The organism is Salipiger thiooxidans, assembly GCF_900102075.1.
Lineage (GTDB): Bacteria > Pseudomonadota > Alphaproteobacteria > Rhodobacterales > Rhodobacteraceae > Salipiger > Salipiger thiooxidans.
Map to the genome: position 1 here is coordinate 100269 of NZ_FNAV01000016.1, position 26645 is coordinate 126913.

The 26645-nt window shown below is 65.4% G+C and carries 33 protein-coding genes and 1 pseudogene; 12 read left to right on the plus strand and 22 right to left on the minus strand.

Features of this window, described 5'->3' with window-relative positions:
* Nucleotides 1–208: 208 nt before the first annotated feature.
* The 3 genes from rpoH to phaR all read left to right on the plus strand — a co-directional run bounded on the left by rpoH (nt 209) and on the right by phaR (nt 2884).
* Nucleotides 209–1105: an RNA polymerase sigma factor RpoH gene (gene rpoH / locus BLQ77_RS21675; RefSeq protein ID WP_008883501.1), complete on the plus strand. Its 897-nt coding sequence runs from the start codon at nt 209–211 to the stop codon at nt 1103–1105.
* 162 nt (nt 1106–1267) lie between these two features.
* Nucleotides 1268–2239 carry a Gfo/Idh/MocA family protein gene (locus BLQ77_RS21680; protein WP_089962820.1) on the plus strand — a complete coding sequence of 324 codons (972 nt, stop codon included), beginning with the start codon at nt 1268–1270 and terminating at the stop codon, nt 2237–2239.
* A 93-nt stretch (nt 2240–2332) separates the two neighbouring features.
* A complete protein-coding gene (phaR, locus tag BLQ77_RS21685) occupies nt 2333–2884 on the plus strand; it encodes a polyhydroxyalkanoate synthesis repressor PhaR (protein ID WP_008882995.1) in 552 nt (183 codons plus the stop codon).
* 102 nt (nt 2885–2986) lie between these two features.
* Here phaR and BLQ77_RS21690 read toward each other — a convergent pair whose 3' ends face one another.
* The 21 genes from BLQ77_RS21690 to BLQ77_RS29505 form a co-directional block, all read right to left on the minus strand.
* Nucleotides 2987–4198: a DegT/DnrJ/EryC1/StrS family aminotransferase gene (locus BLQ77_RS21690; protein WP_089962822.1), complete on the minus strand. Its 1212-nt coding sequence runs from the start codon at nt 4196–4198 to the stop codon at nt 2987–2989.
* Nucleotides 4199–4313: 115 nt separating this feature from the next.
* Nucleotides 4314–5615, minus strand: a complete 1302-nt coding sequence (locus tag BLQ77_RS21695) for an NAD(P)/FAD-dependent oxidoreductase (protein ID WP_089962823.1) — start codon at nt 5613–5615, stop codon at nt 4314–4316.
* 97 nt (nt 5616–5712) lie between these two features.
* A complete protein-coding gene (locus tag BLQ77_RS21700) occupies nt 5713–7071 on the minus strand; it encodes a glutamine synthetase family protein (RefSeq protein ID WP_008883238.1) in 1359 nt (452 codons plus the stop codon).
* Nucleotides 7068–7748, minus strand: coding sequence for a type 1 glutamine amidotransferase (locus BLQ77_RS21705; protein WP_089962825.1), 681 nt, complete (start codon nt 7746–7748; stop codon nt 7068–7070). The genes BLQ77_RS21700 and BLQ77_RS21705 overlap by 4 nt, the downstream gene beginning before the upstream one ends.
* Before the next feature lie 63 nt (nt 7749–7811).
* Nucleotides 7812–9155: a glutamine synthetase family protein gene (locus BLQ77_RS21710; RefSeq protein WP_040383702.1), complete on the minus strand. Its 1344-nt coding sequence runs from the start codon at nt 9153–9155 to the stop codon at nt 7812–7814.
* 105 nt (nt 9156–9260) lie between these two features.
* Nucleotides 9261–10067, minus strand: coding sequence for an ABC transporter permease (locus tag BLQ77_RS21715; protein ID WP_008883513.1), 807 nt, complete (start codon nt 10065–10067; stop codon nt 9261–9263).
* A gap of 106 nt (nt 10068–10173) precedes the next feature.
* Nucleotides 10174–11055, minus strand: a complete 882-nt coding sequence (locus BLQ77_RS21720) for an ABC transporter permease (RefSeq protein ID WP_089962826.1) — start codon at nt 11053–11055, stop codon at nt 10174–10176.
* A gap of 53 nt (nt 11056–11108) precedes the next feature.
* A complete protein-coding gene (locus tag BLQ77_RS21725; protein WP_089962828.1) occupies nt 11109–11831 on the minus strand; it encodes a transporter substrate-binding domain-containing protein in 723 nt (240 codons plus the stop codon).
* Between the two features lie 38 nt (nt 11832–11869).
* Nucleotides 11870–12646 carry an ABC transporter ATP-binding protein gene (locus tag BLQ77_RS21730; RefSeq protein WP_089962829.1) on the minus strand — a complete coding sequence of 259 codons (777 nt, stop codon included), beginning with the start codon at nt 12644–12646 and terminating at the stop codon, nt 11870–11872.
* A gap of 274 nt (nt 12647–12920) precedes the next feature.
* On the minus strand, nt 12921–13361 hold the full coding sequence (locus BLQ77_RS21735; RefSeq protein WP_089962831.1) for a tellurite resistance TerB family protein: 441 nt from the start codon (nt 13359–13361) through the stop codon (nt 12921–12923).
* A gap of 104 nt (nt 13362–13465) precedes the next feature.
* Complete coding sequence (locus tag BLQ77_RS21740; protein ID WP_008883407.1) at nt 13466–13909, minus strand: tellurite resistance TerB family protein; 444 nt, start codon at nt 13907–13909, stop codon at nt 13466–13468.
* 79 nt (nt 13910–13988) lie between these two features.
* Entirely contained in the window at nt 13989–14420 is a 432-nt protein-coding gene (locus BLQ77_RS21745) for a TerB family tellurite resistance protein (protein WP_089962832.1), read from the minus strand.
* A gap of 64 nt (nt 14421–14484) precedes the next feature.
* On the minus strand, nt 14485–15171 hold the full coding sequence (locus BLQ77_RS21750) for a hypothetical protein (protein WP_089962834.1): 687 nt from the start codon (nt 15169–15171) through the stop codon (nt 14485–14487).
* On the minus strand, nt 15168–15848 hold the full coding sequence (locus tag BLQ77_RS21755) for a hypothetical protein (protein WP_089962835.1): 681 nt from the start codon (nt 15846–15848) through the stop codon (nt 15168–15170). Before BLQ77_RS21755 ends, BLQ77_RS21750 begins: the two co-directional genes overlap by 4 nt.
* Before the next feature lie 33 nt (nt 15849–15881).
* Entirely contained in the window at nt 15882–16667 is a 786-nt protein-coding gene (locus BLQ77_RS21760; protein ID WP_089962837.1) for a 23S rRNA (adenine(2030)-N(6))-methyltransferase RlmJ, read from the minus strand.
* 57 nt (nt 16668–16724) lie between these two features.
* On the minus strand, nt 16725–17732 hold the full coding sequence (locus BLQ77_RS21765; RefSeq protein ID WP_165617174.1) for a tyrosine-type recombinase/integrase: 1008 nt from the start codon (nt 17730–17732) through the stop codon (nt 16725–16727).
* A gap of 172 nt (nt 17733–17904) precedes the next feature.
* Entirely contained in the window at nt 17905–18207 is a 303-nt protein-coding gene (locus tag BLQ77_RS21770) for a DUF4326 domain-containing protein (protein WP_089954933.1), read from the minus strand.
* On the minus strand, nt 18204–18473 hold the full coding sequence (locus tag BLQ77_RS21775) for a hypothetical protein (protein WP_089962838.1): 270 nt from the start codon (nt 18471–18473) through the stop codon (nt 18204–18206). The genes BLQ77_RS21770 and BLQ77_RS21775 overlap by 4 nt, the downstream gene beginning before the upstream one ends.
* Nucleotides 18470–18661 carry a hypothetical protein gene (locus BLQ77_RS21780; RefSeq protein WP_089962840.1) on the minus strand — a complete coding sequence of 64 codons (192 nt, stop codon included), beginning with the start codon at nt 18659–18661 and terminating at the stop codon, nt 18470–18472. Before BLQ77_RS21780 ends, BLQ77_RS21775 begins: the two co-directional genes overlap by 4 nt.
* 15 nt (nt 18662–18676) lie before the next feature.
* Nucleotides 18677–18994, minus strand: coding sequence for a hypothetical protein (locus tag BLQ77_RS21785; protein WP_089962841.1), 318 nt, complete (start codon nt 18992–18994; stop codon nt 18677–18679).
* On the minus strand, nt 18991–19155 hold the full coding sequence (locus BLQ77_RS29505) for a hypothetical protein (protein WP_242661814.1): 165 nt from the start codon (nt 19153–19155) through the stop codon (nt 18991–18993). Before BLQ77_RS29505 ends, BLQ77_RS21785 begins: the two co-directional genes overlap by 4 nt.
* Nucleotides 19156–19200: 45 nt before the next feature.
* Between BLQ77_RS29505 and BLQ77_RS21790 the strand changes: the two are divergent.
* From BLQ77_RS21790 to BLQ77_RS28500, 6 genes and pseudogenes are all read left to right on the plus strand, one after another.
* Nucleotides 19201–19752, plus strand: a pseudogene (locus BLQ77_RS21790) (DUF2303 family protein); the annotation flags it as partial.
* Between the two features lie 61 nt (nt 19753–19813).
* Complete coding sequence (locus BLQ77_RS21795; RefSeq protein ID WP_089962844.1) at nt 19814–20170, plus strand: hypothetical protein; 357 nt, start codon at nt 19814–19816, stop codon at nt 20168–20170.
* A gap of 33 nt (nt 20171–20203) precedes the next feature.
* The gene (locus tag BLQ77_RS21800; RefSeq protein WP_089962846.1) at nt 20204–20785 is read left to right on the plus strand and encodes a hypothetical protein; all 582 of its coding nucleotides are present in this window, start codon (nt 20204–20206) and stop codon (nt 20783–20785) included.
* Complete coding sequence (locus BLQ77_RS21805; protein WP_089962848.1) at nt 20782–21450, plus strand: transcription termination/antitermination NusG family protein; 669 nt, start codon at nt 20782–20784, stop codon at nt 21448–21450. The genes BLQ77_RS21800 and BLQ77_RS21805 overlap by 4 nt, the downstream gene beginning before the upstream one ends.
* 376 nt (nt 21451–21826) lie before the next feature.
* Nucleotides 21827–23173, plus strand: coding sequence for an AAA family ATPase (locus BLQ77_RS21810; protein WP_089962849.1), 1347 nt, complete (start codon nt 21827–21829; stop codon nt 23171–23173).
* Nucleotides 23166–23648: a hypothetical protein gene (locus tag BLQ77_RS28500; protein WP_131822046.1), complete on the plus strand. Its 483-nt coding sequence runs from the start codon at nt 23166–23168 to the stop codon at nt 23646–23648. Before BLQ77_RS21810 ends, BLQ77_RS28500 begins: the two co-directional genes overlap by 8 nt.
* A 130-nt stretch (nt 23649–23778) precedes the next feature.
* Here the strand turns inward: BLQ77_RS28500 and BLQ77_RS28505 are convergent, their stop codons facing one another.
* Nucleotides 23779–24318, minus strand: a complete 540-nt coding sequence (locus tag BLQ77_RS28505; protein ID WP_131822047.1) for a hypothetical protein — start codon at nt 24316–24318, stop codon at nt 23779–23781.
* A gap of 374 nt (nt 24319–24692) precedes the next feature.
* On the opposite strand from BLQ77_RS28505, the gene BLQ77_RS21815 reads away from it, so the two are divergent.
* From BLQ77_RS21815 to BLQ77_RS21825, 3 genes are all read left to right on the plus strand, one after another.
* On the plus strand, nt 24693–25076 hold the full coding sequence (locus BLQ77_RS21815; protein WP_089962851.1) for an HNH endonuclease: 384 nt from the start codon (nt 24693–24695) through the stop codon (nt 25074–25076).
* 105 nt (nt 25077–25181) lie between these two features.
* Complete coding sequence (locus tag BLQ77_RS21820; protein ID WP_089954864.1) at nt 25182–25619, plus strand: P27 family phage terminase small subunit; 438 nt, start codon at nt 25182–25184, stop codon at nt 25617–25619.
* Nucleotides 25606–26645: terminase large subunit (locus BLQ77_RS21825; protein ID WP_242661603.1), on the plus strand; the 1040-nt coding region annotated here is incomplete at its 3' end. The genes BLQ77_RS21820 and BLQ77_RS21825, both read left to right, overlap by 14 nt.

The window sequence follows — 26645 nt, forward strand, 5'->3', positions numbered from 1 at the left end:
TTCAGCAGATGCCACACCGGCGCACACGTGTTACAACCCTTCCCAATCGGGTGAGCGCCGCCGATTGCTGGATCCGTCCGGCGGGAAGCTGCGTTATCATCGTAACAAGCACAGACACCACAGGGGTTTGCACCCCTGGGCTTGAAATCGAACCGGGCGGTTCCCAAATGGGATGTTAAGCCCCGTAACATTGGAGGAAACAGGGATCGTGTCCAATTACGCCAATCTCCCGGCGCCGTCCCCCGAGGCGGGCCTCAGCCGCTACCTCTCCGAAATCCGGAAGTTCCCGCTGCTCGAGCCGGAAGAAGAGTACATGCTGGCCAAGCGCTGGGTTGAGGATCAGGATGCCCCGTCGGCCCACAAGCTGGTCACCAGCCACCTGCGGCTCGCGGCCAAGATCGCCATGGGCTACCGCGGCTACGGCCTGCCGCAGGCCGAGGTGATTTCCGAAGCGAACGTGGGTCTCATGCAGGCGGTGAAACGCTTCGACCCGGAAAAGGGCTTCCGTCTGGCCACCTACGCCATGTGGTGGATCCGTGCCTCGATCCAGGAGTACATCCTGCGCTCCTGGTCGTTGGTGAAGCTCGGTACCACCAGCGCGCAGAAGAAGCTGTTCTTCAACCTGCGCAAGGCCAAGTCGCGCATCGGTGCGCTTGAAGAGGGCGATCTGCGTCCCGAGCACGTCGAGAAGATCGCCACCGATCTGGGCGTGTCGAAGGACGAGGTGATCTCGATGAACCGCCGTCTGTCCGGTGGCGACGCCTCGCTGAACGCCACGGTGGGCAGCGATGACGACAGCTCCATGCAGTGGCAGGACTGGCTCGAGGACGAGGGCGCCGACCAGGCCTCCGACTACGCCGAGCGCAATGAGCTTGAGGCGCGCCGCGCGCTGCTGGCGCAGGCCATGGACGTTCTCAATGACCGTGAGAAGGACATCCTCACCCAGCGCCGTCTGGCCGAGCAGCCGGTGACGCTCGAGGACCTGTCCAGCGTCTACGACGTGAGCCGCGAGCGTATCCGGCAGATCGAGGTTCGCGCCTTCGAGAAGCTGCAGAAGCGCATGCGCGAGCTGGCCCGCGATCAGGGCATGGTGGTCGACGCCTGACCGCTCTTCCGAGCATAGACAAAACTTGGACGCCCGTGCCTGCAAAGGCGCGGGCGTCTGCGTTTTCGGGACCCGTTCCGCCCCCCGGCGCGGGTTGCGCGCGGGCCCCATCGCGCTAGGCTCGGCGCCAGCAATGGAACGTCATCACGTCGGAGGGAACTCATGGCCGATCACCTGCGCTGGGGCATCCTTGGTGCCGCGAAATTTGCCCGCGAGCACATGGCGCCCGCGATCCACGCCGCCCGGGGCGGGGCGCTTGCCGCCATCGCCACCTCGAGTCGCGACAAGGCCAGGCCCTTCGACGACCTGGCACCGGGGATCGCGGTCCACGACAGCTACGAGGCGCTGCTCGCCGATCCCTCCATCGACGCGGTCTACATCCCGCTGCCCAACGCGCTGCACGTCGAGTGGTCGCAAAAGGCGGCGGAGACGGGCAAACACGTGCTCTGCGAGAAGCCCATCGCGATGACCGCCGAGGGCATCGACGCGCTGATCGAGACCCGTGACCGCACCGGCAAGCTCATCGCCGAGGCATGGATGATCGCGCATCACCCGCAATACGCCAAAGCGCGCGCGCTGATTCAGGACGGCGCGCTGGGAGAGATCGTCCGTGTCGACTCGACCCACAGCTTTTACAACGACGACCTCAACAACATCCGCAACCGGCCGGAGACCGGGGGCGGGGCGCTTGGCGACATCGGCATCTATGCCTTCGGCTCGATCCGTCTGCTCACCGGGCAGGACCCGCAGGAGATGCTCTCGGTCCAGACTGACATGCGCAACGGCGTCGATGCCACCACCCACATCACCGCGCGTTTCTCCGACTTCCTCTACACCGGCCGGATCTCGATGCGCGCCGCCCCGTGGCAGGAGATCGTGGTGCACGGCACCTCCGCGGTGCTGCGCCTGCCGGTGCCCTTCAACGCGCAGGTCTTCGGGCAGGCCAGCGTCGAGTTGCACCGCAGCGGCGGCAACGTCGAAACCTGGCGCTTCCCGGCCGAGAACCACTATGTGCTGCAGGTCGAGGCGTTCAACCGGGCCGTGTCCGAGGCTGCCGACTGGCCCCTGCCGCTGGAGTTTTCGCGCGGAACGCAGGCGTGGATCGACAGTGTTCGGGTCATCGGGAACGGTTGAAACACCGGCTTTCCGTCTGCACACAAAAGCTTTTCTTTTTTTCTGCGCTCGCATAGGCTTTGCTGCAACGCTGCATGCCAGGGAGGGCACGACGTGGCAGATCAAGAAAAGCCGCTTCTCATCAAGCGCTACGCCAGCCGCCGTCTCTACAATACCGAGACGAGCGATTACGTCACTTTGGAGGACATCGCGGGCTTCATCCGCGATGGACGGGATGTGCAGATCGTCGACCTCAAGTCCGGTGACGACCTGACCCGCCAGTACCTGCTCCAGATCGTCGCCGAGCACGAGAGCCGGGGCGAGAGCGTGCTGCCGATCAACGTGCTCACGGACCTTGTCCGGAGCTACACGACGCAGGCGACCTCGACGGTGCCGCAGTTCCTCGCGGCGAGCTTCGAGATGTTCCGCGACAGCCAGGCCAAGTGGGCCGAGAGCATGCACGCCGCCAACCCGATGATGCCCAAGATCCCCGCGCTCGAGGCGATGCAGGCGCAGCAGGAAGCGTTCCTGAAGGCGATGACCGGCGGCATGGGCTCGCAATGGTCGGGGCCCGAGAAGGAGAGCGGCGAAGAGGAAGAAGACCTCGACTCCATAAAGAAGCAGCTGGCCGAGCTGCAGAGCAAGCTCTCGAAGATGGAAAAGTGACGTGCGGCCCGCGGGGCCGTTGCCGAAACCGATGTAGAAACGAGGACGGGCGGGGAATTCCCCGCCCGTTCCGCTTTCCGTGAGAGCTCGTCGCGCCGGGGATCAGGTCCCGTAGGCAAGGCGCGCCGACATCACCGCCTCGGCGGCGCTGATCAGGACATTCGCCACGTCGGCGCAATCCTCGAGCGTCAGCCGCGCCGGCAGGCGGGTGTCGCAGGCGCATTCGAGCATGGCGCGGGTGCGCGGCAGCTCGGGGATCTCGGGCAGGAACTGCCAGTTCCAGAAGGCGCGCGCGTTGTCGGTCGACAGTCCGAAGACCTGCACCTTCACGCCCATCGCGTCCGAGGCCTCTGCAAAGGCGCGCATCTCGTCCCGGTCCATGCCGACGAGGTTGAACTGCAGCGAATCCGGCGCCCGCTCTTCCGGTCCTAGCTTGGCCGGCACCTCGATCCACGGGCTCTCGTTGATGCGGCTGGCGACGAAATCGTGGTTGCGGCGGCCGTCACGCACCCGCTGCTCGATCCGCGACAGCTGCGGACGGATCACCGCGGCCGAGAGGTTCGACATGCGCAGGTTGTAGAGCGGCAGGCGGTTCTGCCAGCGCGCAAAGGCCTCCTGCAGGTCCGAGCGGTTGTCGCCCCGGGCCATGTGCTTTTTCCAGTTGTGCTCGTAGGCGCCGGACAGGATCACCGCCTGCGCCACCACGTCGGCGTCATCGGTCACGAGGATCCCGCCTTCGCCCGCGTTCACCAGCTTGTAGCTCTGGAACGAGAAGCAGCCGATCTTGCCGATGGTGCCGATGTTGCGCCCGCCCCAGACGGTGCCGAGCGAATGCGCCGCGTCCTCGATCACCGGGATGCCGCGGGCATCGCAGAGCGCCATGATCGCGTCCATGTCCGAGGTGTGCCCGCGCATGTGGCTGATGATGACGGCCTGCACGCGGTCGAGCTTGGCCTCGAAATCCCCGAGGTCGATGCGGTAGTTCTCGCCCACCTCGCAGAGCACCGGCACGCAGTCGGCGTGGATGATCGCCGAAGGCACCGCGGCGAAGGTGAAACCCGGGATCATCACGCGCGCGTCGCGCGGCAGCCCCAGCGCCTTCAGCGACAGGAACAGCGCGGCCGAGCAGCTCGACACCGCCAGCGCGTATTTCGATCCCAGCAACGCCGCGAATTCGCGCTCGAGCAGAGCCACCGGAGACTCCTCGGGCGCGGTGTAGCGGAACAGGTCACCGGACTGCAGGAGACGGTCGATCTCGGCACGGGCCTCCTCGGGGATCGGCTCGGCGTCATGCATGTTGGGCAGGCTGCTCATTTTACTTTTCCGGAAAGTTGACTTTGGGAAAGCTTAAACCGCAGTTCTGTGACATCCAAGTGAAAAACCGCTCCGGTTGCGGAGCGGTGCTGCATGCTGCCGGGCGTGGAAAAGCTCAGAAACCGACGCGATCGCGCAGCGCATACCACGTCATGGCAAGCGTAAGCAGCGGCGTTTGCAGCGAGGCTCCGCCGGGGAAGGGGGGCGTCGGCAGCGCGGCCATGGCGTCGAAGCCAAGCGACTGTCCGCGCACCGCCTCGGCAAGAAGTCGCCCGGCATGTACCGCGGTGCCGACCCCGTGACCGGAATAGCCCGAGGCCGAGAGCACGTTGGGCGCCAGCCGCGCGAGGAAGGGCAGGCGCTTCATGGTGATTCCCAGTGTCCCGCCCCAGGCGTAGTCGAGCCGAACGTCCTTGAGGTGGGGGAAGATCTCCAGCATCGGCTTGCGGACCTTGGCGGCGATGTCCCTGGGGAAGCGGTAGCCGTAGTTCTCGCCGCCGCCGAACAGCAGCCGCCCGTCATGGCTGAGCCGGAAGTAGTTCACCACGTGGCGCGAGTCGGCCACCGCCACGTCGCGGGTCAGCACCTCGGCGGCGCGCGGGCCCAGGGGCTCGGTTGCGACGATGAAGTTGTTGATCGGCATCACCCGCCGCGCCACCTTGGGCTGCAACCGCCCGAGATAGCCGTTGCCCGCGTAGACCACATGCGCGGTCCGCACCGAGCCGCGCTCGCAGCGCACCACGCAGTCGGCGCCGTCCTCGACCGAGGTCACCACGCTGCGCTCGAAAAGCCGCGCCCCGGCGCCCGCTGCCGCTTTCGCCAGCCCCTGCGCCAGCCGCAGCGGGTGCAGATGCGCCGCGCCCATGTCCACCACACCGCCCTTGTAGTCGGACGAGGGGCAGATCGCGTGGAAGCTCTCGGCCCCGTGCTTTTCGATCCCGTAGCCGTAATGCTCGGCCATGTGATCGGCATACTCATGCAGATGCGCCACCTCGCCCGGCCGCGAGCCGCACCACGCGACGCCGTCGCGCAGGTGGCAGTCGATGCCGTGCCTGGCGATCAGATCGCGCACCAGGTCCTTGGCCTCCTCGCCCAGGTCCCAGTACTTGCGCGCGTCCTCCCGCCCGATCATCGCCTCGAGCGACAGCTGGTCGACCCGCTGCCCCGAGCCCAGCTGCCCGCCGTTGCGCCCCGAGGCGCCGAAGCCCACCCGGTGCGCCTCGAGCAGCACCACGTCGAGCCCCGCCTCGGCCATGTGCAGCGCCGCCGAGAGGCCGGTGTAGCCGGCACCGACGATGCAGACATCCGCGCGCGTCTCGCCCTCGAGCGCCGGGAAGGCGTCGAGCGTCATCGCCGTCGCCGCGTACCAGCTTTCGGGATAGTGGCCGTGGCGATCGTTCGAGAACAGCAGGTCCAAGGGTCACCTCTTCATCTTGCCGGATAAACTCCGGGGTGAATGACGCCGCAGGCGGCAGAGGGGCAGCGCCCCTCCGGCCCGGCCCCGGTCTGCGGGCTCAGACGTTGAGCAGAAGGTGCTCGCGCTCCCACGGCGAGATCACCGCGAGGAATTCCTCGTACTCCGCCCGTTTCACGATGGAATAGACCCGCGCGAACTCCGGCCCCAGCACCCCGTGCAGGGCATCGGCCTCGTCCCAGAGATCCAGCGCCGAGCCCAGCACGCGGGGGATGTCGCCCTCGCCCTCGTAGGCATCGCCGCGGAACTGCCTCGACGGCCGGCGCTCTTCCATCAGCCCGAGGTAGCCGCAGGCCAGCGACGCCGCGATCCCGAGGTAGGGGTTGCAGTCCATGCCCGCCAGCCGGTTCTCGACGCGTCGCGAATCCGGCCCCGAGAGCGGCACGCGGATGCCGGTGGTGCGGTTGTCGCGGCCCCATTCGAGGTTGATGGGGGCGGCGTGGTCGCGCACGTAGCGGCGGTACGAGTTCACGTAGGGCGCCATCACCGCCACCGCCGCCGGCAGGTGCGTCTGCAGCCCGCCGATGAAGTGGAAGAACGCATCGGTCTCGCCGCCCTGCGGGCCCGAGAAGATGTTGCGCCCGGTGTCCGTGTCCATCACCGAGTGGTGGATGTGCATGGCCGATCCCGGCTCGTCGGCGATGGGCTTGGCCATGAAGGTGGCGAAGCAGTCATGCCGCAGCGCCGCCTCGCGGATCAGCCGCTTGAAGTAGAACACCTCGTCGGCAAGCTTGACCGGATCGCCATGTCGAAGGTTGATCTCGAGCTGGCCGGCGCCGCCTTCCTGGGTGATGCCGTCGATCTCGAAGCCCTGCGCCTCGGCGAAGTCGTAGATGTCGTCGATAACCGGGCCGAACTCGTCCACCGCGGTCATCGAATAGGCCTGCCGCGCCGCGGCCGGGCGGCCGGAGCGGCCCACCATCGGCTCGATCGACTTGGCCGGATCGAGGTTGCGCGCGATCAGGAAGAACTCCATCTCGGGCGCCACCACCGGCTGCCAGCCCTGCTCTTCGTAAAGCTTCACCACCCGCTTCAGCACGTTGCGCGGCGCGTAGGGGATCGGCTCGCCGTGGCGGTCGAAGGCGTCGTGGATCACCTGCAGCGTCCAGTCCCCGGTCCAGGGCGCGGCGCTGGCCGTGCCCATGTCGGGCTTCAGGATCATGTCGCGCTCGATGAAGCCTTCCTCGCCCGCGGCCTCGCCCCACTCGCCGGTGATGGTCTGGTAGAAGATCGAATCCGGCAGGTGGAAATAGGTCTGGCGCGCGAATTTCGACGCGGGCACCGCCTTGCCGCGGGCGATGCCGGGCAGGTCGGCGACGATGCATTCCACCTCGTCGAGCCGGCGGCCCTCGAGATAGGTTGCGGCGGCGGGCGGAAGGTTCGCGATGAAATCGCTCATGCGATCCTCTTTTCCTTGAAGAACAGCGCGAATTGCGCGCCGAGATCACCGCTGTCGAGCGGCAGGTCGAGCTTGGAGGCGGCCCCTTCGACCAGCGCCGGCGGCACGTTGGCCGCGCGGTGCTCGATCAGCCCCGCGACGAAGTCGCGCTGGAACTCGGGGTGCGGCTGCACGGTGTAGGCGTGGCCCGGGTAGAGGATCGCCGCGTTGGCGCAGAGATCCGACGAGGCCACGACCTCGACGCCGGGCGGCAGCTCGGTCACCTGGTCCTGGTGCCAGGCGTTCACCAGCTTGTTGCCGTTGGGATAGCGGTAGAGCGTCGGGCCCACGACCCAGCCCTTGTCGGATTTCTCGACCTTGCCGCCGAGCGCCTGCGCAATGATCTGGTGACCGAAGCAGACGCCGATCAGCGGCTTGCCGGCGGCGTGGATGGCGCGGATCAGCTCCTCGAGCGGGGCCATCCACGGGTGATCCTCGTAGGCGCCGTGGCGCGAGCCGGTGATGAGCCAGCCATCGGCGGCCTCGGGCCCGGAGGGGAAGTCGCCGTTGACCACCTTCCAGGTCTCGAACTCGAACCCGTGCCCGTCAAGCAGGCGCGCGAATTGCTCCGGATAGTCGCCGACCTCCTCGACGAGAAGGTCGGGGACGAGGCCTGGCTGCAGAATGCCGATTTTCATGAAGCACCAATGTAAGTGATGGGCCGAAGCCTAGCCGCGCCTCCGGGGCGCGGCAAGGGGGGCTCAGACCGTGTCGAGATAGATTTCAACCTGTTCCGAGGGCGAGAGCTCGGACATGTAGTGCAGCTCCTGCCGCTTGGTGGCGAGCAGGTTGCGGATCAGCCCCGCCGGCAGGATCCGCGGCATCAGCGCGCTGGTCTCGAAGGCGTCCATCGCCGCCTCCCAGCTGCCGGGGATCAGTGGCAGGTCCTGCGCATAGGCGTTGCCGGTGATCGGCGCGGGCGGCTCGCTGCCGTCCTCGATGCCGGTGAGCGCCGCGCCCAGCAGCGTGGCGAGCAGCAGGTAGGGGTTCACGTCGCCCCCCGCCACCCGGTGCTCGATTCGCCGCCCCTTGGGCGAGCCGCCGGGAATGCGGATCGCCGAGGTGCGGTTCTCGTAGGCCCAGGAGATGCCGCAGGGGGCGTGGTTCTCGGGCACGAGGCGGTCGTAGCTGTTGAGATGCGGCGCGAAGATCAGCGTGCTGTCGTGCATGGCATTCATCAGCCCGGCCACCGCGTGGCGCAGCGTGTCGGTGCCACGCGGCCCGCCGTCGTCGAAGATGTTGTTGCCGTCCTCGTCGAGCACCGAGAAATGCACGTGCATGCCGCTGCCGGCGTAATCCTCGTAGGGCTTGGCCATGAACGAGGCGGCAAAGCCGTGGCGCCGTGCCAGCCCGCGCACCAGCATCTTGAAGAGCCAGGCGTCGTCGGCCGCGTGCAGCGCGTCGGCCTGGTGCATGAGGTTGATCTCGAACTGCCCGAGCCCCGCCTCCGAGATCGCCTGGTCGGCGGGAATGTCCATGTCCTCGCAGGCGTCGTAGAGGTCGGTGAAGAAGATGTCGAAAGCGTCGAGCGCCCGGATCGACAGCACCTCGGCGGCCTTGCGCCGCTTGCCCGAACGAGGCGAGACCGGCACCTGCAGCGACTTGCCGCTGTCGTCGATCAGGAAGAACTCGAGCTCGATCGCCACCATCGGCGTCAACCCGCGCGCCTTGTAGCGCTTGAGCACCTGCGCCAGCGCGTGGCGCGGGTCGCCCTCGAAGGGCCGGCCGTCCTCGTGGTACATCCAGATCGGCAGGAGCGCGGTGGGCGCCTCGAGCCACGGCATCGGCACGAAGCCGCGCTCGGTGGGACGCAGCACGCCGTCGCGGTCGCCGCTCTCGAAGACCAGCGGGCTGTCGTCGATGTCCTCGCCCCAGATGTCGAGGTTCATCACCGACAGCGGAAAGCGCGTGCCGTCCTCGACCACCTTGTCGGCGAAGCGCGCGGGCACGCGTTTGCCGCGCGGTTGTCCGTTGAGGTCACTTGCAGCCACACGGATCGTGCGGACCTGCGGGTTCTTGCGCAGCCAGCTCTTGGGGTCGTTCATCACGTGGTTCCAGAATTTGATCAAATTCGACCGTAGCCGTCTTCGCGCCGGCTGGCAAGCCGAACGAGCAGCCGTCTGCGGGCTCCCTCGGGTCAGCCGGAAAGCTCAGCGCATCAGGTTCGGTCGGTAGCGCACCCTCGCGCGCCGCTCGCTCGGGAGATGCCGGTTGAGCCGCGTGTTGATGGCGCCGAAGAGCCAGATGATCAGCAGCGTCAGCACGATGAAATAGCCGGCGAGGATCGGGTAGGCCACGAAAGGGTTGAAGGTCTTGTCGGCGAAGTAATTGGCGTAATAGAGCGCGTCGCCGCGCTGCTGGAGCGCCGGGAAGCCGCTGAAATAGACGAGCGTCGTGGCATGGAAGAGGAAGATCGCCTCGTTGGTGTAGGCGGGCCAAGCCAGCCGCAGCATGGTGGGCCAGATGATCCGCCGGAACCGCGGCCAGCCCGAGAAGCCATAGGCGTCGGCTGCCTCGACATCGCCCTTGGGCACCGACAGCAGCGCACCGTAGAAGATCTCGCCCGAGTAGGCGGCGGTGTTGAGGAACAGCACCACCAGCGCCCCGAGCCAGGCCGAGCTGAAGGCGCCGAACATGGGCGACACCGACTTCAGCGACAGGAACAGGAAGTAGGCGAAGAAGAACTGGATGAAGAGCGGCGAGCCGCGGAACACGAAGATGAACCACTCCGACGCCTTGCGCGCCAGCCGGTTGTGCGAGGCCTTGCCCACCGCCAGCGCGGTGGCGAGGAAGAAGCCCGAAACCAGCGCCAGCGCGCCGAAATAGACGTTCCAGATCATCCCCGACCCGATCAGCACCACCTGCTTGCAGATGGTGAAATCGTCCCGCGGCAACAGCCGCTCGCCGATCCCCAGCGAGCGCAGACCGTAGTCCGCCACCACGTCCCAGCAGCTCATGCCACGGCCTCCGTCGCGACGATGGGCTTCCAGTGGCCCCAAATATCCCGGGGGAGTCCGCGAAGCGGACGGGGGCAGAGCCCCCCTGCGACAGGTGCCACACGCATCACACCGCCTTCCTCTGGGCTTCGCCGCCCATCGTCGCCTGGCCCCGGGTGAGCCGCTTCATGATCCGGTCGAGCGCGATCTCCGAGAGTCGGGTGAAGCACAGGTAGAACACCAGCAGCCCGAGGAAGAACCACACCCGCCAGTCGCCGTGCGGATAGTCGGTGAAGCGCGCGGTCTTGGCGCCGCCGAGCTCGCGCGCCCAGTAGACGATGTCCTCGACACCGAGCAGGAACAGCAGCGGCGTGGCCTTGACGAGCACCATCCACAGGTTCGACAGGCCGGGCAGCGCATAGACCCACATCTGCGGGATCAGGATGCGCCAGAAGGTCTGCCGGTGGCTCATCCCATAGGCCTCCGCGGTCTCGATCTGTGCCCGCGGCACCGCGCGCATGGCGCCGTAGAGCACGTTGGCCGCAAAGGCCCCGAAGACGATGGAGAAGGTCAGCACCGCCAGCGAGAAGCCGTAGATCTCGTGCCAGATCTGCGGCGAGGTCGAGAGCGGTAGCTTGGCCGCCGGGCAGACGATGAAATCCGAGCCCTGACGGATCGGGTCGGTCCAGTCCGGGCACTTGATCTTGTGACGGAGGTACTCGAAGCCCTGGTCGAGCGCGATCACGAAGAACAGGAAGAACACGATGTCGGGCACGCCGCGCACCATCGCGATATAGAGCCGGCCAAGCCAGCTCAGCGGCGCGAACCGCGCCCGGGCGGCCGAGGCGCCCGCGAAGCCGAAGGCCAGTGCAACCGGCGCGGTGATGGCGAGCAGCAGCAGCACCGTCCCGAAGGAGGCGTAGAACAGCATCAGCTTGCCCGTGGTCAGGTAGCAGGCAAACCACTCCGGGGTCGAAAGGACCGATGGGTCGGTGCAGAATGAGAACATGCGCGTCCGGGTCGGTGCGGCGACGGGGGAGGGCCCCCGCCGCCGGCGTCAGCTCAGTAGGTGTCGGTGCCTTCGCCGAACCACTTGATCAGCAGTTCGTTGAGAGAGCCGTCGTCCTTCATCGAGGCGATGGCGGTGTCGAACTTGTCCTTCAGCGCGCTGTCGCTCTCGCGGATGCCCATCCCGGTGCCGCGGCCCAGCACGACCGGCTCGCCCACGAAGATCAGCTCGCCGCCCGATTCCTCGACGATGGGTGCGAGGTAGTCGGTGTCGAAGAACACCGCGTCGGCCTCGCCGTTGCGCAGCGCCGCGACGATCTCGTCGGCGGTGGCGAACTCGAGCAGGGTGGCGCCGCTCTCGGCGATGTAGCCCGACTGCAGGGTCGAGGTCTGGGCCGCGACGACGCCGGTCAGGTCCGCGTCTTCGCTCAGCGCCACGTAGGACGAGGTGGCGGGCGGGATGTAGTCCTGGGTGAAGTCGATGACCTCGTCGCGCTCGTCGTTGATCGACATGCCGGCGATGATGGTGTCGTAGTTGCCCGAAACGAGGTTGGGGATGATCGAATCCCACTCGTTGGTCACCCACTCGCAGGTCAGCTCGGCGCGGCTGCAGAGCTCGTCGCCCAGCTCGCGCTCGAACCCGTCCACTTCACCCTGGTCGTTGATGAAGTTGTACGGAGGGTAGGCGCCCTCGGTGCCCATGCGGACGACGTCCTGCGCCAGGGCCATGCCGGCGCTGAACGCCAACGCGGCGGTTCCGAGAAGGATCTTCTTCATTGCTTTGCTCCCTTGGTTGGTCTTTTGCGCCCCGCCTTTCAGGCGTGGGTCGTGGATTTCAGGAACCCCTGCAGGCGCTCCGATTTCGGTGCGCCGAACAGGGTCTCGGGCGGGCCCTCTTCTTCAATGAGCCCCTGGTGCAGGAACACCACGTGGTCGCTCACGTCATGGGCCATCTTCATGTCATGGGTCACGATGAGCATGGTCCGCCCCTCGGCGGCGAGATCCTTGATCACCTTCACCACCTCCTGCTCGAGCTCGGGGTCGAGCGCCGAGGTGGGTTCGTCGAAGAGCAGCGCCTCAGGCTCCATGCACAGCGCCCGCGCGATCGCGGCGCGCTGCTGCTGGCCGCCCGACAGCTGCGCGGGGTAGGCGTCGCACTTGTCGCCGATGCCGACCTTCTCGAGATAGCCGCGCGCGGCCTTCTCGACCGAGCCGGGCGAGCGCTGCAGCACCGTCAGCGGCGCCTCCATCACGTTCTGCAGAATCGTCATGTGGGACCAGAGGTTGAACTGCTGGAACACCATCGACAGGTTGGTCCGGATGCGCAGCACCTGCTTGGGATCGGCCGGGCGGCGGTGGTGGCCCTCGCCTTTCCAGATCACCGGCTCGCCCTTGAACAGCACCTCGCCCTGCTGGCTGTCCTCGAGCAGGTTGCAGCAGCGCAGCAGCGTGGATTTCCCCGAGCCCGAGGACCCGATCAGCGACACCACGTCGCCGCGCTGCGCGGTGACATGGACGCCCTTCAGCACTTCGAGGCTGCCATAGGCCTTGTGAAGGTTGCGGATCTCGATGACGGGCGTGGGGTCGGGCAAGCCTCACCTTTGGGGTGGTTGAAAGTCACCGCGAGGATGGGCGGAAAGGCGCGGGCTTGGCAATGCGCAAAGCGACGACACGATGGCGGTTTGCGCCGCGTCATGCGGCGTTTGCCCACCCGAAGGGCGTGTATTTGCGTCCCGAATGGGCAGTTTTTCGGGGCTGTGCGCCATTCGCGCGGGAAAAGCCGTCGCCATCCGCCCGCATGGAGGTGGCGCCCAATTTCTGCGCGGAATCAAGGATCCACGGTCAGTTTGACCCTTGGAAAGGGGTTCAGCTCCTGCTCTCGACCCGCTGGCGGGCTCGGGCGCTCTCCATGTCGTTGATGCCGAGCAGGTTCGAGACCAGACGAAGCAGCGCGTCTTCCTCGGCCTCGCGCACGCCGTCGGCAAGCACCACCTGCCAAAGCGCCTCTATCACGCCGATGCGGTACTCGTAATCCACCGCGTCCTTGATGGCGCGGGTGAAGCGCACCGTGTCGGGGGCCTCGGCCTCGAGCGCCTCGCCGTCGCTGCGCAGCTTCGTCGCCTCGAAGGGCGAGAGCCCGTAGCGGGCGGCGACGATCCGGTCGATCCGCTGGCGCTCGGTCTCGTCGTATTTCTCGTCCGAGCGCGCCACCCGCACCAGCAGAGCGGTCAGCGCGAGCCGGGCGTCGTGATCGGCAAGCGGGGCGGGGTCGGGCTCGACGAGCCGGCGAAGGAAATCAGCGAACATGATCCACCATATAACGCGTTTGAGGAAAACCGGAAGCGGCCCGCGGTCTTTTCCGCGTGAGGCCGGAGGCCGTGCCGGGCAGGGCCCGTCCCGCGCACGGAGGCTTACGGGATCACGGCGGCGTCGCGGGCGGCCTCGGAATCCTCCCGCTCGAGCCCGAGATGGACCTCGATCAGGTCGACGAGGTCGGACTCGCGTTCGTTTCCGATGCCGTCGGCCAGCGCGACCTTCCACATCGCCTCGACGGCGGCGCGGCGGTGCTCGTAGTCGACGCCTTCTCGGATGCGCGTGGCCATCTCCTCGATGCCCGGCGTCTCGAAGGCGAGCTTCTCGCAGCCCGCCCGCATCCTGGCGGCGGCGAGCGGCTTCAGCCCGTAGGCCTCGGCGAGGATGCGGTCGATCTGTTCCACCTCCTCGAACAGGTAGGTGTGATCGGCGATCGCCACCTTGACCAGCAGGGCACCCATGGCGTGGGCGGCGTCCATCTCGGGCAAGGGCGTGCGGGGCGGTTGGCCGCGGTGGAAGAATGTTCTGATGCGCTCGAGCATGGCGTTGTTCCTCCTGCCTGATTTGCACCAGTCTGACAGCGATGCAGACGCGGCAACAGAGGGATTTTCCGGGTTGCCCTCAGCCGGCGCGGCGGGGTGACTCAAGATCCACAGGGTGCACGCCAAGGACCGCCTGCAGCAGCGCCGCGAGCAGCGGATCGTCCGGGTGGCAGATCCCCAGCGCCGCGGTCACCTCGATCAGGCTCAGCGCGATGGCCAGCCGTTCGTGATAGCAGACCGCCACGTGCAGCACCGCGGCAAAGCGCAGGCTGTCCTGCGGCGCGGCGGCCTCGACCCGCTCGCAGGCTTCGCGCATCTCGGCGGCCTCGGCGGCGGTCAGGTCGTAGCGGCGGGCGAGGATCGCGTCGAGCGTCGCCGGCGCGCTGAACAGCCCGGCATAGTCGGTGCGCGCCGCGCGCAGCAGCAGCGCCCCCAGTGCCAGGGGGGCGTCGCCCGGGTCGAAAGGGGCCGCGTCGGGCCTGGCCAGCCAGAACCTCAGGTTGCGACCCAAGCCCGGAACCCTTTGGCGCAGGACGCTTTTATTGCATGGCTCGAGAAGTGCATCGCTGTCCTTTCTACCCGGTAGCAGGATCAATCTGGTGCAGGATATCATCGACGGCAATGCCGCCGGGATCGGTATTTGTAACACTCAGGGCACGAATTGGCACATTGCTTTCCCAAGCGAGCGACATGATGCCGGTTCCGGGCGTCACGATCTCATGCGCGATCATCCGGCCGTCATCGTCCCAGAAGCACAGATGCAGCGCGCCGCGGGACGGGCGCGCGCCCAGAGGGTCGGCGTAATCGGCGTGGACCCTGAGCCCCAGCCGCCATTGCCCCTCGTCGAAAAGCAGCACCGCCGCGCCCTCGCCACGCCCGCCGCGACGGTCGGCGCCCTCGGGGCCCAGCGGGAAGAGCGCGTTGGAGCCGAACCCCGGATGCGCCGCGACCGCCATGTTGTGCCGGGGCGTGCCCGCGAGCACGGTCAGCGGCAGCGAGGGCGCGCCCACGAGATCCTCGAAACGGCCGTCCTTGGTGGCGGTCTCGGACAGTTCCTGCCCCGAGAGCCGCTTGCCGATGCTGACGCCGTCGAAGCGCAGCAGCGCGTCGAGCACGTGGCCGGGCTCGCGCGCCGGGGGCAGGGTGTCGAAGGTCACGCGCCGGTGCGGCGCCGCCTCGAGCGCGGCATAGGGCACCGCCCGCAGCCCGTCCGCATCGGCGGGGGCGGCAACGAGAAGAAGGAGCAGGGCCAGCGCCCTCATCCGGCGTCGCTCCCGCGTGGAGGGGCAGGCAGGGCGCCCAGCAGTTCGCGGAACTCGAAGCGCAGATTGTCGATGCCGAGCCCCTCGGGGTCCTCGTTCTCGACCGTGAAGCCCGCGATGTCCGGGACAGCGCCCCGCCGCAGCAGGGTCAGCGTGCCGGTGTCGCGGTCGACCTGCCGGGTGATGGTCTGGATCAGCCGTCCGTGCCGGTCGAAGAACTCCAGCGTAACCGTGCCACCCTCGCCGCCGCGGATGTCCACCGCCAGCGCCGGCTGGTCGCGGTCGAAGAGCACGGCGATGGCGCCTTCGCCCACGGCGCCCGCATCGGGGAAGCCACGCGGACCGTGGCCCTTGAGCACGTTGTCACCCCAGAGGTTGATGGTGCCGAGATTGGTGCCCTCTTCGCCGGGCAGCAGTGTCAGCGGCGGCTGCGGCAGGCCGGTCAGGTGGTCATGCCCGGTCGCGGTCTCGAGACCCTGACCGGCGAAGCGCTCGCCGAAATGCGCGCCCTTCCGGTCGATCACCCCGGTCAGCGCCCGCCCGACCCCGTAGCCCGAGGGCAGGGACGAGAAGTCGATGATCCTGGTGAAGCGCAGAAGGTCGATCGGGACCTCGCAGATCGGGTCCTCGCAGGCGAGCGCCGGAGAGGCGCAGAGAAGCAGGACAAGCCAGCGCATGGATCCGAGGATACACCGCTTCGGGGCGAGTCCTCAGCGTTTTTTCGCCTTTGAAAACAGGGCGTCGAGCCGCCGCGCCTCGTCTGCCAGCCCCCAGGGCGGATTGATCACGAAGAGCCCCGAGCCCACCATCCGGTGGCCCTCGCGGATCGGCGGGAAGTGGACCTCGTGGCGCAGCGCCTCGGGATGGTCGCGGGTCAGTGCCTGCAGCATCGGGGCGTGCAGCCCCGAGGTCAGGATCGGGTACCACAGCGCCAGCACGCCGACGTTCCATTTCTTCGCCACGGCGGAGAGGAATTTCGGGATGCGGTCGTAGTCCTGCTTCACCTCGTAGGAGGGGTCCACCAGCAGCAGGCCCCGGCGCGGCTCGGGCGGGCAGAGGCTCTGGGCGAGCTCGAAGCCGTCCTGCCGGCGGATCGAGACGTTGGGCGCGCGCAGTGCCTGCCGCAGCGCCGCGTGCTCCTGCGGGTGCAGCTCGGCGAGGTGCAGCTGGTCCTGCGGGCGCAGCAGCGTGGCCGCGATCAGCGGCGAGCCAGGGTAGGCGTGGGGACCGTTCTCGCTGCGGATCCGGGCCAGCGCGCGGGCATAGGGATGGCTCGACGGCAGCGCCTTCGACAGCGCGCCGATTCCCTTCTCGGCCTCGCCCGTCTTCAGCGCCTCGGCGCTCGACAGGTCATAGAGCCCGCGCCCGGCGTGGGTCTCGATGTACGTGAGCGGCTTGTCCTTCTGCGTCAGGTACTCGAGCATCCATGCCAGCAGCGCGTGCTTCTGCACATCGGCGAGGTTTCCGGCATGGTAGAGGTGTTGGTACGACAGCATTTTTGACCCGTAAGTTGCTGAAATCGTTCAGCCTGATTTCACCGTTTCAACAGCGTTTCAGTGTTCGCGTTTTGGTTTCGTTCTGTCCATACGCGCTTTCTGCGCTTCTGTCGCCCGCGCTTTCTGCTGCGCGGCGCCGGCATAGAGGCGGATCATGGCGCCGCTGGCGTGGCCGGTGATGGCCTTCACGTGGTCGCTGGTCATGCCAGGGATGGAGGCGATCTCGGACGCGGCGGCATAGCGCAGCGCGTGGATGTCGTAGTCCTCGGCCCCGATCTTCCGCCGCACCGTCATGATGTCCTTGTGGGCGGAGGGGTAGCTGATCCGCTGTCCGTCCTCACGGCACACGATGAACAGCCCGCGCTTCTTCTCTGCCGCCAGCACGGCGCGCAGACGGTCGGTGAGAGGGATGTAGAGCTCAGCCTTCGTCTTCCCCTGCACCAGCGTGAATCCGTCGTCGTCCAGGTCGGACCAGCGCAGCTTCAGCACGTCGTCGATCCGCTGGCCGGTGCCGAGAAGCATCTCGAAGAGAAGCAGGGCCCGGCCCTCTGCCTCCGCCCGAAACGCCTCGATGAGATCTGCCGGCCACGGCTTGCGCTTCTTGCCGGTCGGGCTGAGCCTCTGGATGTCCTGCGCCGGGTTGCGGTCGATCCATCCGATCTGGACCGCGTATTTCATCAGCACCAGCAGCGTGTCGATCTTCCGGTTCGCGTCGGTCGGCTTGTCCGCCAGGGCGTCCCGCATTTCATAGACGTGGACCGTGCGCAGCTTCGCGGGATCTATCTTGCCCGCCGTCTCGCGCAGATAGCGGAAGTTCCGCTCGTGGTTCCGGCGGGTGTTGTGCGCGTAGTTCGCCCACTGCGGCGACTTCATGAACAGGTCGATGAGTTTGCCGATGCTCTGCTTTGGCGCCGCGACACGGCCCCGCATCAGGCGGGCGTAGTCGGCGGCGAACTCGGCGGTGCCAGGCTTGCTGTGGATGCGCTGGCAGACCCCGCCACGGACGAAGTAGAGGTAGCCCTTCTTGCCTCGGGCGTAGACGTAGGCGGGGAGGCTTCTTTTCACCTGCGGTTCCAGTTCACGAGGTCTGGTTCATCACCGTCCAGCCTGCCGACGGTAGGCGCGATCTTGTAGACGCGGGACTGGTGCTCGATGGTAATGGTCACGCCGGTATTCTGGCATACCTGCGCGGCCTCTGTGAGCCATTTCGGCGGTTCTGCTGTGTGAGGTGCGGGCATCACTCACGCTCCCTGTTCGCGATCTCAAGCAGCACGTCGGCGTGGCACGGGCCGTCCAGGGGACACCAACACGCGAGATCCTTGCCGCGTAGCTCGCGTCTAACCTCTTCGACGAAGGCTGACTTTTCCGGTCGCTTCATCAGCTCGCCGAACAGGCTCGCCAACATCGCTCGGTCAACGCCGCGACCATCGCCCTGGTAGGGATTGCCCCATTTCGACGGTCTCGCGACCACGACAGCGTCGGGGTGATCTTTGCGCCAGCCGCCTTTGCGTCGTGTCATCTGAATGCGCTTCGGCATCATTCGCGCTCCTCCTTGGCGGCACATGCCGCACACGCCGCGTCTCCGGCGCTATCGAGCGTCGTGGCCGGATCCGCGCAGATCTCACACCGCGCGTCCGCGAGCTCCACGAGGCGCTCGAGCTCTTCCACCCGATCGGCAGCCGCATCGCGCTCGGCCGTCACGGCCTGCAGCGCGTTGGTGATCTTCTTCACCCGGCTCGGTGTCGCACCGTGCTCGGAGATGTCCGCGATGAGCCGCTTCATCCGGTTGGTGGTGGTGTTGGTCATGCCTGCGTCGCCTTGCTGCTCTTGGCGCGCCACTGGGCCTCGCTGTCGCCGAGGCGAAAGTCGAGCTCTTCCTCGGTCTCGACGTTGAGGTGCATGTCGTTGGCAAGCTCGCGGTAGACGTAGTTCCACCAGTCGCGGATCAGCGGGTCTACGCCCAGGCCCCCGCTCAGCCCCCCCTCACGTGGCACGTGAGAAGGAATCCGTTATCCACTGCCGCCCATGGTCGGGTCTCGCGCGCGGGCCGCCCAGTAGCGCGCCAGCGCCCGCCGAAGCCGATCCCGCCGGTGATCAAAGACCGGCACGTCGCCGTCCCGCACAGCATCGACCAGGTCGCATGCGGCCTCCGCAGCCTCACGAAGGTCCGAGGGCGGCGCCCGGTCGGCGAAGGCGCAGAGCGCGAGCTTCAGATGGCGCGCGAGTTCCACGCACTCCACCAGCCCGCCGCGGCACATCGCGACTGCCGTCGCGGCGATGACGACGCGCGGCACCGGCTCGCAATCGACCACATCAGACACCCTCATGGCGCATCCTCCCGATCCTGCTCGGCACCCGTGGTCGCATCGCGGAACTGCCGAAGGCTCGCGACAGCGGTCTCGAGGTCGGCGACAAATGCGTCGAAGGACGGACCGTCGAGAGAGCCGTTCACCACCGGCGGCGCCCCCTCGATCCGACGGCCCGACATTGCCACCACCGCGCGGTCTACGGCTTCCCGCTCTCCAAGGAATGGCAGGCGTGGATCGGGATCTCGGGGCGCGCCCTCGACAAGGATGAGATGGGCGAGTTCATCGAGGCGAACGCGAAGGACATCATGGACCCGACGCCGCCAGTGCTGGCGCTCAACGAGAGCGACAAGAACCAGCCATGGGAGAACCGTCTGATCCAGACAGCGCGGCAGATCGAGGGCCGCTACGGCCAGCTGGGCCAGCTGCTCGCGATGTCGCGCCGCTTCCAAGTCTATGAAACCAGCGACCTGACGGTGAAGACCAACCGCGACACCGGCGAGAGCGAGATCCAGTTCCTCAACGAGCACAAGGATGCCGACGGCAAGCCGCTCAGCGTGCCGAACCTGATCATCATCACGATCCCCGTGTTCCTGAATGGCGCCCCCTACCGGATGCCGGTGCGCTTCCGCTATCGGAAGTCCGGCTCCTCCGTGAAGTTCATCCTGTCGATCTACAACCCGGAACGGGCGTTCGAAGCCGCCTTCGACGAGGCGCTCAAGATCGCGGCCGACGCGACCGAGCTCCCCATCTTCCAGGGCCACCCCGAATCCAGCTGATGCCCATGTCAGCGCCCCGGCAACGGGGCGTTGTGATGGTCACCAGCGCAGGAGGACATCCATGCACAGCGAAGACTATTTCCAGCAGACCTGCGCCGAGAAGCCCAAGGGCGCGTTCTGGCGCTTCACCGGGCCGAGCTACAGCTGGTCGCCGGCGATCCCGCACGAGGAAAGCTGGACCGTGCATATGCAGCCGGTCTTCGACAGATACCTGCAGTCGCTAGACGAGCTGCCCCACCATTTCCAGCTGCACTTCATGCACGCGGCAGAGATCATCGGCTACAAGCACCCAGATCCGCGATGCCGAGCGCGCCGTCGAGCGCTTCCGCGACGGGCATGCCGATGCCCTCTCGGACCTCAGGCCCTGGATCCTGGACCACATCCTCGCCGCGAACCTTCTCACGCCGGAAGAGCGTGAACGGTCGGGCCTTTGCTGAGAAAGGGACGGACGATGACCGACGAGAAGACCTCGAAGACCGAGACCAAGCGGGACCGGGTGCGCCGCCTGCTGATCGACCCGCTGACCGAGCACGGCTTCCGCAAGCCCAGCGGCGTGTCGGCCGAACGCCACGCGAAGTTCCTGACGGATCTCGCCGACGAGCTGAGCCACATGCACGATGAGAAGCTCGAAGATCTCCGCGCGGCGCTCAGGTATCGCGGCGAGGGCAAGGATCGGCGGGGCTGGCCGTGCATGGCGACGATCATGCCGCTGGCCGAGGCCGCGCAGCCGCGCCCGCTCGAGGAGGTGCCTGCCCTGGCGCGCTGGTTCCGGAGCGCTGCCGGCGTCGATGCCTATCGTGAGAACCGCCTGCTGGCTGAGTTCCGGTTCTGGGAGCGGTTCAAGAAACCGCCGCTCAAGGACGGTGAGAAGCGCATGGTCCGCGAGAAGGCGCGCGAGCTCGACAGCGACTACCGCGTCCGCGCGGACCGGGAGCGCCGCGGCGTGGCAAGCGACGACGATCTGCAGTGGCTGGCGTGGCATCGGCGGGACGAGGCCCGCGCCATGGCGCTGCTGCCGGAGGGGGTGGCATGAGCGTGCTCGGTTCGAACGGGAAGTGGACAGCGGGCGAGGCGGTTCGTCCCTACCTCGGTCTCCGCGTTGGCGATGCGGTCCCGGTCGAGGGCAGCTCGGCCGCCATCTTCGATCGAGGCGAGAGCGCTTGGTACGCGCTGATCTGCCGGCCGCAGCAGGAGCGCCACGCGGAAAGCTGGCTTTCGGCGCGCGGCGTCTATGCTTTTCATCCCGTCACCTCGCGTCGAACCCGGGTGCGGGGGAGGCTGCGGGAATACGAGCGCCGGTACCTGCCCGGATACGTCTTCGCGCGGTTCGACGGCATCCCGATCCCGCACCGCGTGCTGACCTCGCCATTTCTCACCGGGGCGCTTTGCCGGTCGGATGGTCAGTGGGGTGTGCTCGGGCCCAAGCGCCTGGCCGCGCTCCACGAGATGCGTGCGCGGGATCTGCGGCAAGAGGATGAGCGACAGGAGCTGAAGCGGCGGGCTGCAGCGGCACGGCGTGTGCGGGCCGGGGATCGGGCCATGTTCCGGGCGGGGCCGTTCGAGGGTATGTCGTGCGAGGTGGTCGAGATCGATGCCGCTGGCGGGGTCAAGGTGCGCTTCGATCTGTTCGGTCGTGAGAACTTTGTCACCACGACGGGCGAGGCGCTCGTGGGGTTTCCAAGGAACAGCGCAAGTTAAGTCTCGCCGTCTCATCAAGAGAAGGATGAGTGTGACTTGGGATTGGCTCCTCTCCATGACAGGTCCTCTGCGGAATGCAGAGAGCGGCCTTGTCTCAAAGGTGACCTGAAGAGGAGCGCCAATCGTTTTGGCGCATTATAAGCGTCATGGAAGGGGCAGGGAAGGAGGTGGGCGAGAGTGTGCAAGTAAGCTGAACGAAGTGCAGCAATGTTCGAACTACACTCGCGTTGCGTCAGGCCATACTGAAGGCGGACTTCGCATGAGCGCTGCAACGTTGCTAGTGGTTATAATGCATGATATCAAGAATTTACGTGTTGACGAGCGTTGCTCAGCAGCAATCTGATCGCTTCACTCGGCTAGAATACTGGAATCCGATATGCTGCTATCCTTCAGTCTGAAATCCTTCAAGAGTTACAGGGAAAGCGATCTTCCCCTCGCTCCTCTTACCGTGTTAATTGGCGCTAATGCATCCGGAAAGAGCAATGCCATTGAAGGGCTGAGGCTTATGTCTTGGCTTGCGCAAGGGCAACGCCTGTCAGCCATCCAGTACAGTGTAAACAGTGGGGAGCAAGTCGTTCGGGGGACCGCGAGAAACTTGCCTAATGAAGGTGCCAATAAATTTGGTTTCGCTTGTTCTATTTCCGGGACAAACTGGAGAAAATGGGACATTGACATAGAATTGCGAGACGATGGCCTTCATATTATCTCGGAATCTATTACCTCCCCTTGGGAGAGTGTGCCTCTTTACATACTGGACCAGCCGTCAACGGGTCGCGGCACTGATGTCGGAGTAGCGTACAACAATTTTGCGCGAGGTGGCAAGAAGCCTCACATTACTTGCATTGATCAGATGCCTATTTTCTCTCAGTTGGCGACGCCTGCATCAATTTCCGTGAATCACAAAAAATCTCGAAAAGAGGTCCCGACCGTATCTCGAATTTTCGAAGGACTTCTTTCGAACATTCTTTTCCTAGATCCGAATCCCCAGTTGATGCGAAACTACTCATTTCCAGCTGGTGAAAAGCTGCGAGGAGATGGGGCTAACCTTTCAGCAGTCCTCTTTGATCTGTGTGGTCAGCCGAAGGATGAGGTTGAGATAAACGATTTCTCCGACTTGCTCGATGGGGTCGAGGCGGCGCCGGAACTTCTGAGCCTTATACAAAGTCTTCCGGAGCAAAATATTGATGGAATCAGGTTTATTCGGGAGCCTCGTGGGGGCGTAATGGTGTCGCTCACAGAGAGCTTTGGGGGTCATTTGAAAAGATATGATGCTTCTCTGCTTTCAGATGGGACTTTGCGTGTTCTTTCTATAGCTGCAGCCTTGCTGTCTGCTCCGGTTGGGACGATGGTAGTTATCGAAGAGATTGATAATGGCGTTCATCCAAGTCGGGCAAAACACCTCCTCACAAGTATTCGAAGAATTGCTGAGGCGAGACAACTTCGCGTTCTAATGTCGACTCACAATCCTGCTTTGCTAGATGCACTTCCGGACGAAAGTATTCCAGATGTTCTTTTCTGCTACAGGAGCATCGACGATGGGTCGAGTAAGATTATGCGGTTATCAGATAGTGAGTCATACCCAGAGATAGTTGCGCAGGATTCCCTTGGAGGGCTTCTAACCTCGGGGCTGCTTGACAGATATGCGAAGCTGAAGAGGACGCGCAAAGACAGAGCAAATTCAGCTCTTAAGTGGTTGAAAAGGGTGCGTCAGAACGATGAGTGAGGTCGTGCTAATCGATACGACGGTCTTCCTGAATGTACTTGACGTTCCGGGTTTGAATCAAGATCGAGTGGACGTTCTTGATGAGTTTGAGAAAAAGATCAAACGTGGTGATCACTTCCTTCTGCCGATGGCCACCATATGGGAGACTGGAAATCACATTTCACGCTTGGGCTCAGGGAGGCGGAGGCGTGAATTTGCTAAGTGCCTCGCTGAGCAAGTGAGGTTGGCTCTGAATGGAGACGTGCCATTCAGAGCCACACACTTTCCAGATCGAGAGGAGTTTCTGAGTTGGATTGAGGATTTTCCAGATTTTGCGATGCGAAGCAAGTCCGAGAAAAAATCCGGGGAGGGTATAAGTTTGGTGGATTACTCCATTATCAAGGAGTTTCATAGAACAGTTGCGCAGAACCCTTCTCGTATTGTTTGCATCTGGTCGTTGGATATGGATTTGATCGCGTTTCGTAAGACGCCATAGGTGGCCATATTCCCTGAAGGTCGTGGAGTGGAGTCGAGCGCACGTATTGAAGCGCCATTATCGTACCAAGCCTCGTCAATTCGCTAGGTGTTCAGCCCCGGCGTTTACGGTCGCCTCCGGATATCAGACGCTATGTTCTAAAATGTTCGAAGCAAGCATGCCTGTGGCTCAATATCAACGCGTCAGTATCGACTCCGTCGCTTGCCAGCCCCTCCTCCACCATTCCGCGTTTAAAACCGTATTCAAGCTCACCTTCGCGATTTGGCGGAACGTCAGGTCCAAATTTCACCTCGCCTTGGCGAACGACCAGTGACGAGAGTTGCGGGAGCCCTTTGGCGGCACAATGGCGAATAATCGACTGCATCAGCCCCCCTTGGCCGCTTATTTTTCGATAGTAGGTGGACCACTCTGCATTTCTGTCATTGATACATGCGAGTGCCAATTCCTTGTAGCTGCAAACGCGTCCATCTTTCGCCACTGCGCTCAGAAATGAAATCGCTCGGGGGATGTCGAAATGAGGTGCTATTTTGGCGGCGCTGCGTTCAGAGAGTATTCTCTTCGCTTCCGTGAGGTTGGTTTTCTGCTGCGAGGTCAGGGTATCTGTGGCTTCACTGCGCCGAATGAGTTGCTCTAGGGCCTCGTCAGTTCTTGATTTGAGATAGTTCGACATGTTTGAAGTGATCCTATTCAATCCGAAGCTTATAGCTTAACAACAACTTCTGCGCGTTGGCCATATTCGGCAACTGTTTGGATGCCAGAAACCTGAGGTCTTCGAGCTTTGCTAACGCGTCGCGGTTGGCGCCATGCGGAGAAGGGGAGTTGACAGCACGGCGGTGCGATTCCTATGTTCCCCTTAACAGGCCTCATGCTCCGAGTGCTCTCCCGCGGAGGGACAGATACCGGAGCGGGTGGGCGGCGAGGATGGGTTGAACGCCACGTCCGACACGCCTTCGCTGTGTCCCGAGCCTCGCCACTGTGCGGGGCTTTTTCGTTTTCAGGCTATGGGCATGGACGTGTTCACGACAGCAGGCGCCGGGCCCCGCCATGCGTAAGCTGTGCTCGGCCCCTGGCTGCGAGGAGATCGCGGAGGCCGGTAAGGCACGCTGCGCGGTTCACCAGGCGGAGCAGGATGGCAGGCGCGCGGCGCAGAAGGCGGCGGCGCAGGCCACGCCGCACGCGGCGGCTGCGCGGGCGCTCTATGCCGATCCGCGCTGGAAGGTGGCGGCGCGGCGGTTCCTCGACCGGCATCCGCTCTGCGTCGATTGCGGCGAGCTGGGCGTGGTCGAGCCCGCGACGGACGTCGACCACGTGGTGCCGCACAAGGGCGACCGAGTCCTGTTCTGGGACCGGTCGAACTGGCAGGCGCTCTGCCACCGGTGCCACAGCCGGAAGACGGCGCGCGAGGTCTGGCACGGGGACCGGGGGTAGGTCAAAAATCCCGGCCGGACGGCGCAAACCGACGCCCCAACCTTTCTTTCCGCACCGGCGGAATTGAGCAAAAAAGCCCACCTTGAGCAGGACAGGAGATTGGTCATGAAGGGACGCAAGCCGACCCTCGACAATGTCGTGCCCATGCGCGGCGATGCCCCGAAGCCGGTGCCCGAGCCGCACGACCTGATGTCCGACGGCGCCAAGAAGGTCTGGCAGGAGCTGGCGCCGGAGCTGGTGCGGATGGACCGGCTGAAGCCGCATTACGAGCACATGTTCGTGGCTTACTGCGAGTCGGCCTCGGACGTGATCGAGCTCACCAGCAACATCGTGCTCGAGGGCCGCACCTATTCGGTGGCGACCCGCAACGGGGTGCAGCAGAAGAAGACGGCGAACTGGCAGGCGCGACAGGATGCGCTGGCCAACATGCGCCAGCTGGGCGCGCTCTTCGGCCTCTCGCCGGTCGATGACGCGCGGCTGGCGACCGGAGGACAGGGGGATCTCTTCGAGGAGCTCCTGCGCGGGATCCGTGGAGGCAATTGATCATCCCGTCAGCCGCTACGCGCTCGACGTGATCGAAGGCGAGGTGGTGGTGGGGCCTCTGGTGCGCATGGCCTGCGAGCGGCACCTGATGGATCTCGAGACCGGCGCGGATCGCGGCCTGGTCTTCGACACCGAAGCCGCCGACATGGTGATCCGCTTTGCCAAGGTGCTGCGCCACACCACGGGGCCGATGGCCGGCGCCGAGCTGGCGCTGCAGCCCTGGCAGGTGTTCCGGCACGGGTCCGTGTTTGGCTGGAAGCATGCCGAGACCGGGCTGCGGCGGTTCCGCGCGACCTATCACCAGGTGGCGAAGAAGAACGGCAAGACCACGGACACGGCGGTGCCGATGCTCTTCACCCAGCTCTTCGACGGCGAGGGCGCGCCGCAGGGCTATTGCGCGGCGACGACGCGAGACCAGGCGGGGCTGCTCTTCAACGAGATCAAGCGGATGATCCGCGGCTCGCCGGCGCTCTCGTCGCTGCTCGACGTGTTCAAGACGCAGATCCAGTCGCCGCGCACCAACGGCTACATCGCCGCGCTCAGCCGCGACGGCAACAGCGCCGACGGCATCAACCCGCACTTCGCCGCCCGCGACGAGGTGCACCGCTGGACCGACAGGGAGCTCGCCGACGTGGTCACCAACTCGATGATCGCCCGCGCCCAGCCGATCGACTGGGCGATCACCACCGCCGGCGCCGACCGCGCCAGCCTCTGCGGCGAGATCCGCACCTATGCCGAGCGGGTGCTGCGCGGCGACGTGCGCGACGACGCCTTCTTCGGCTTCGTGGCCGAGCCCCCCGAGGATGCCGACCCCTCGGACCCGCTGACCTGGGCGATGGCCAACCCCAACCTCGGGGTGGCCTTCACCGAGACCGACTTCCGGCGCATCCACGACGAGGCACAGGCGATCCGGGGCAAGATGCCGAACTTCCGCCGGCTGCACCTCAACCTCTGGACCGAGGGCGCGCAGAGCTGGATCGGCCGCGATGTCTGGGACCGGGGGCTGGCGACCGCGCCCTTCGATCC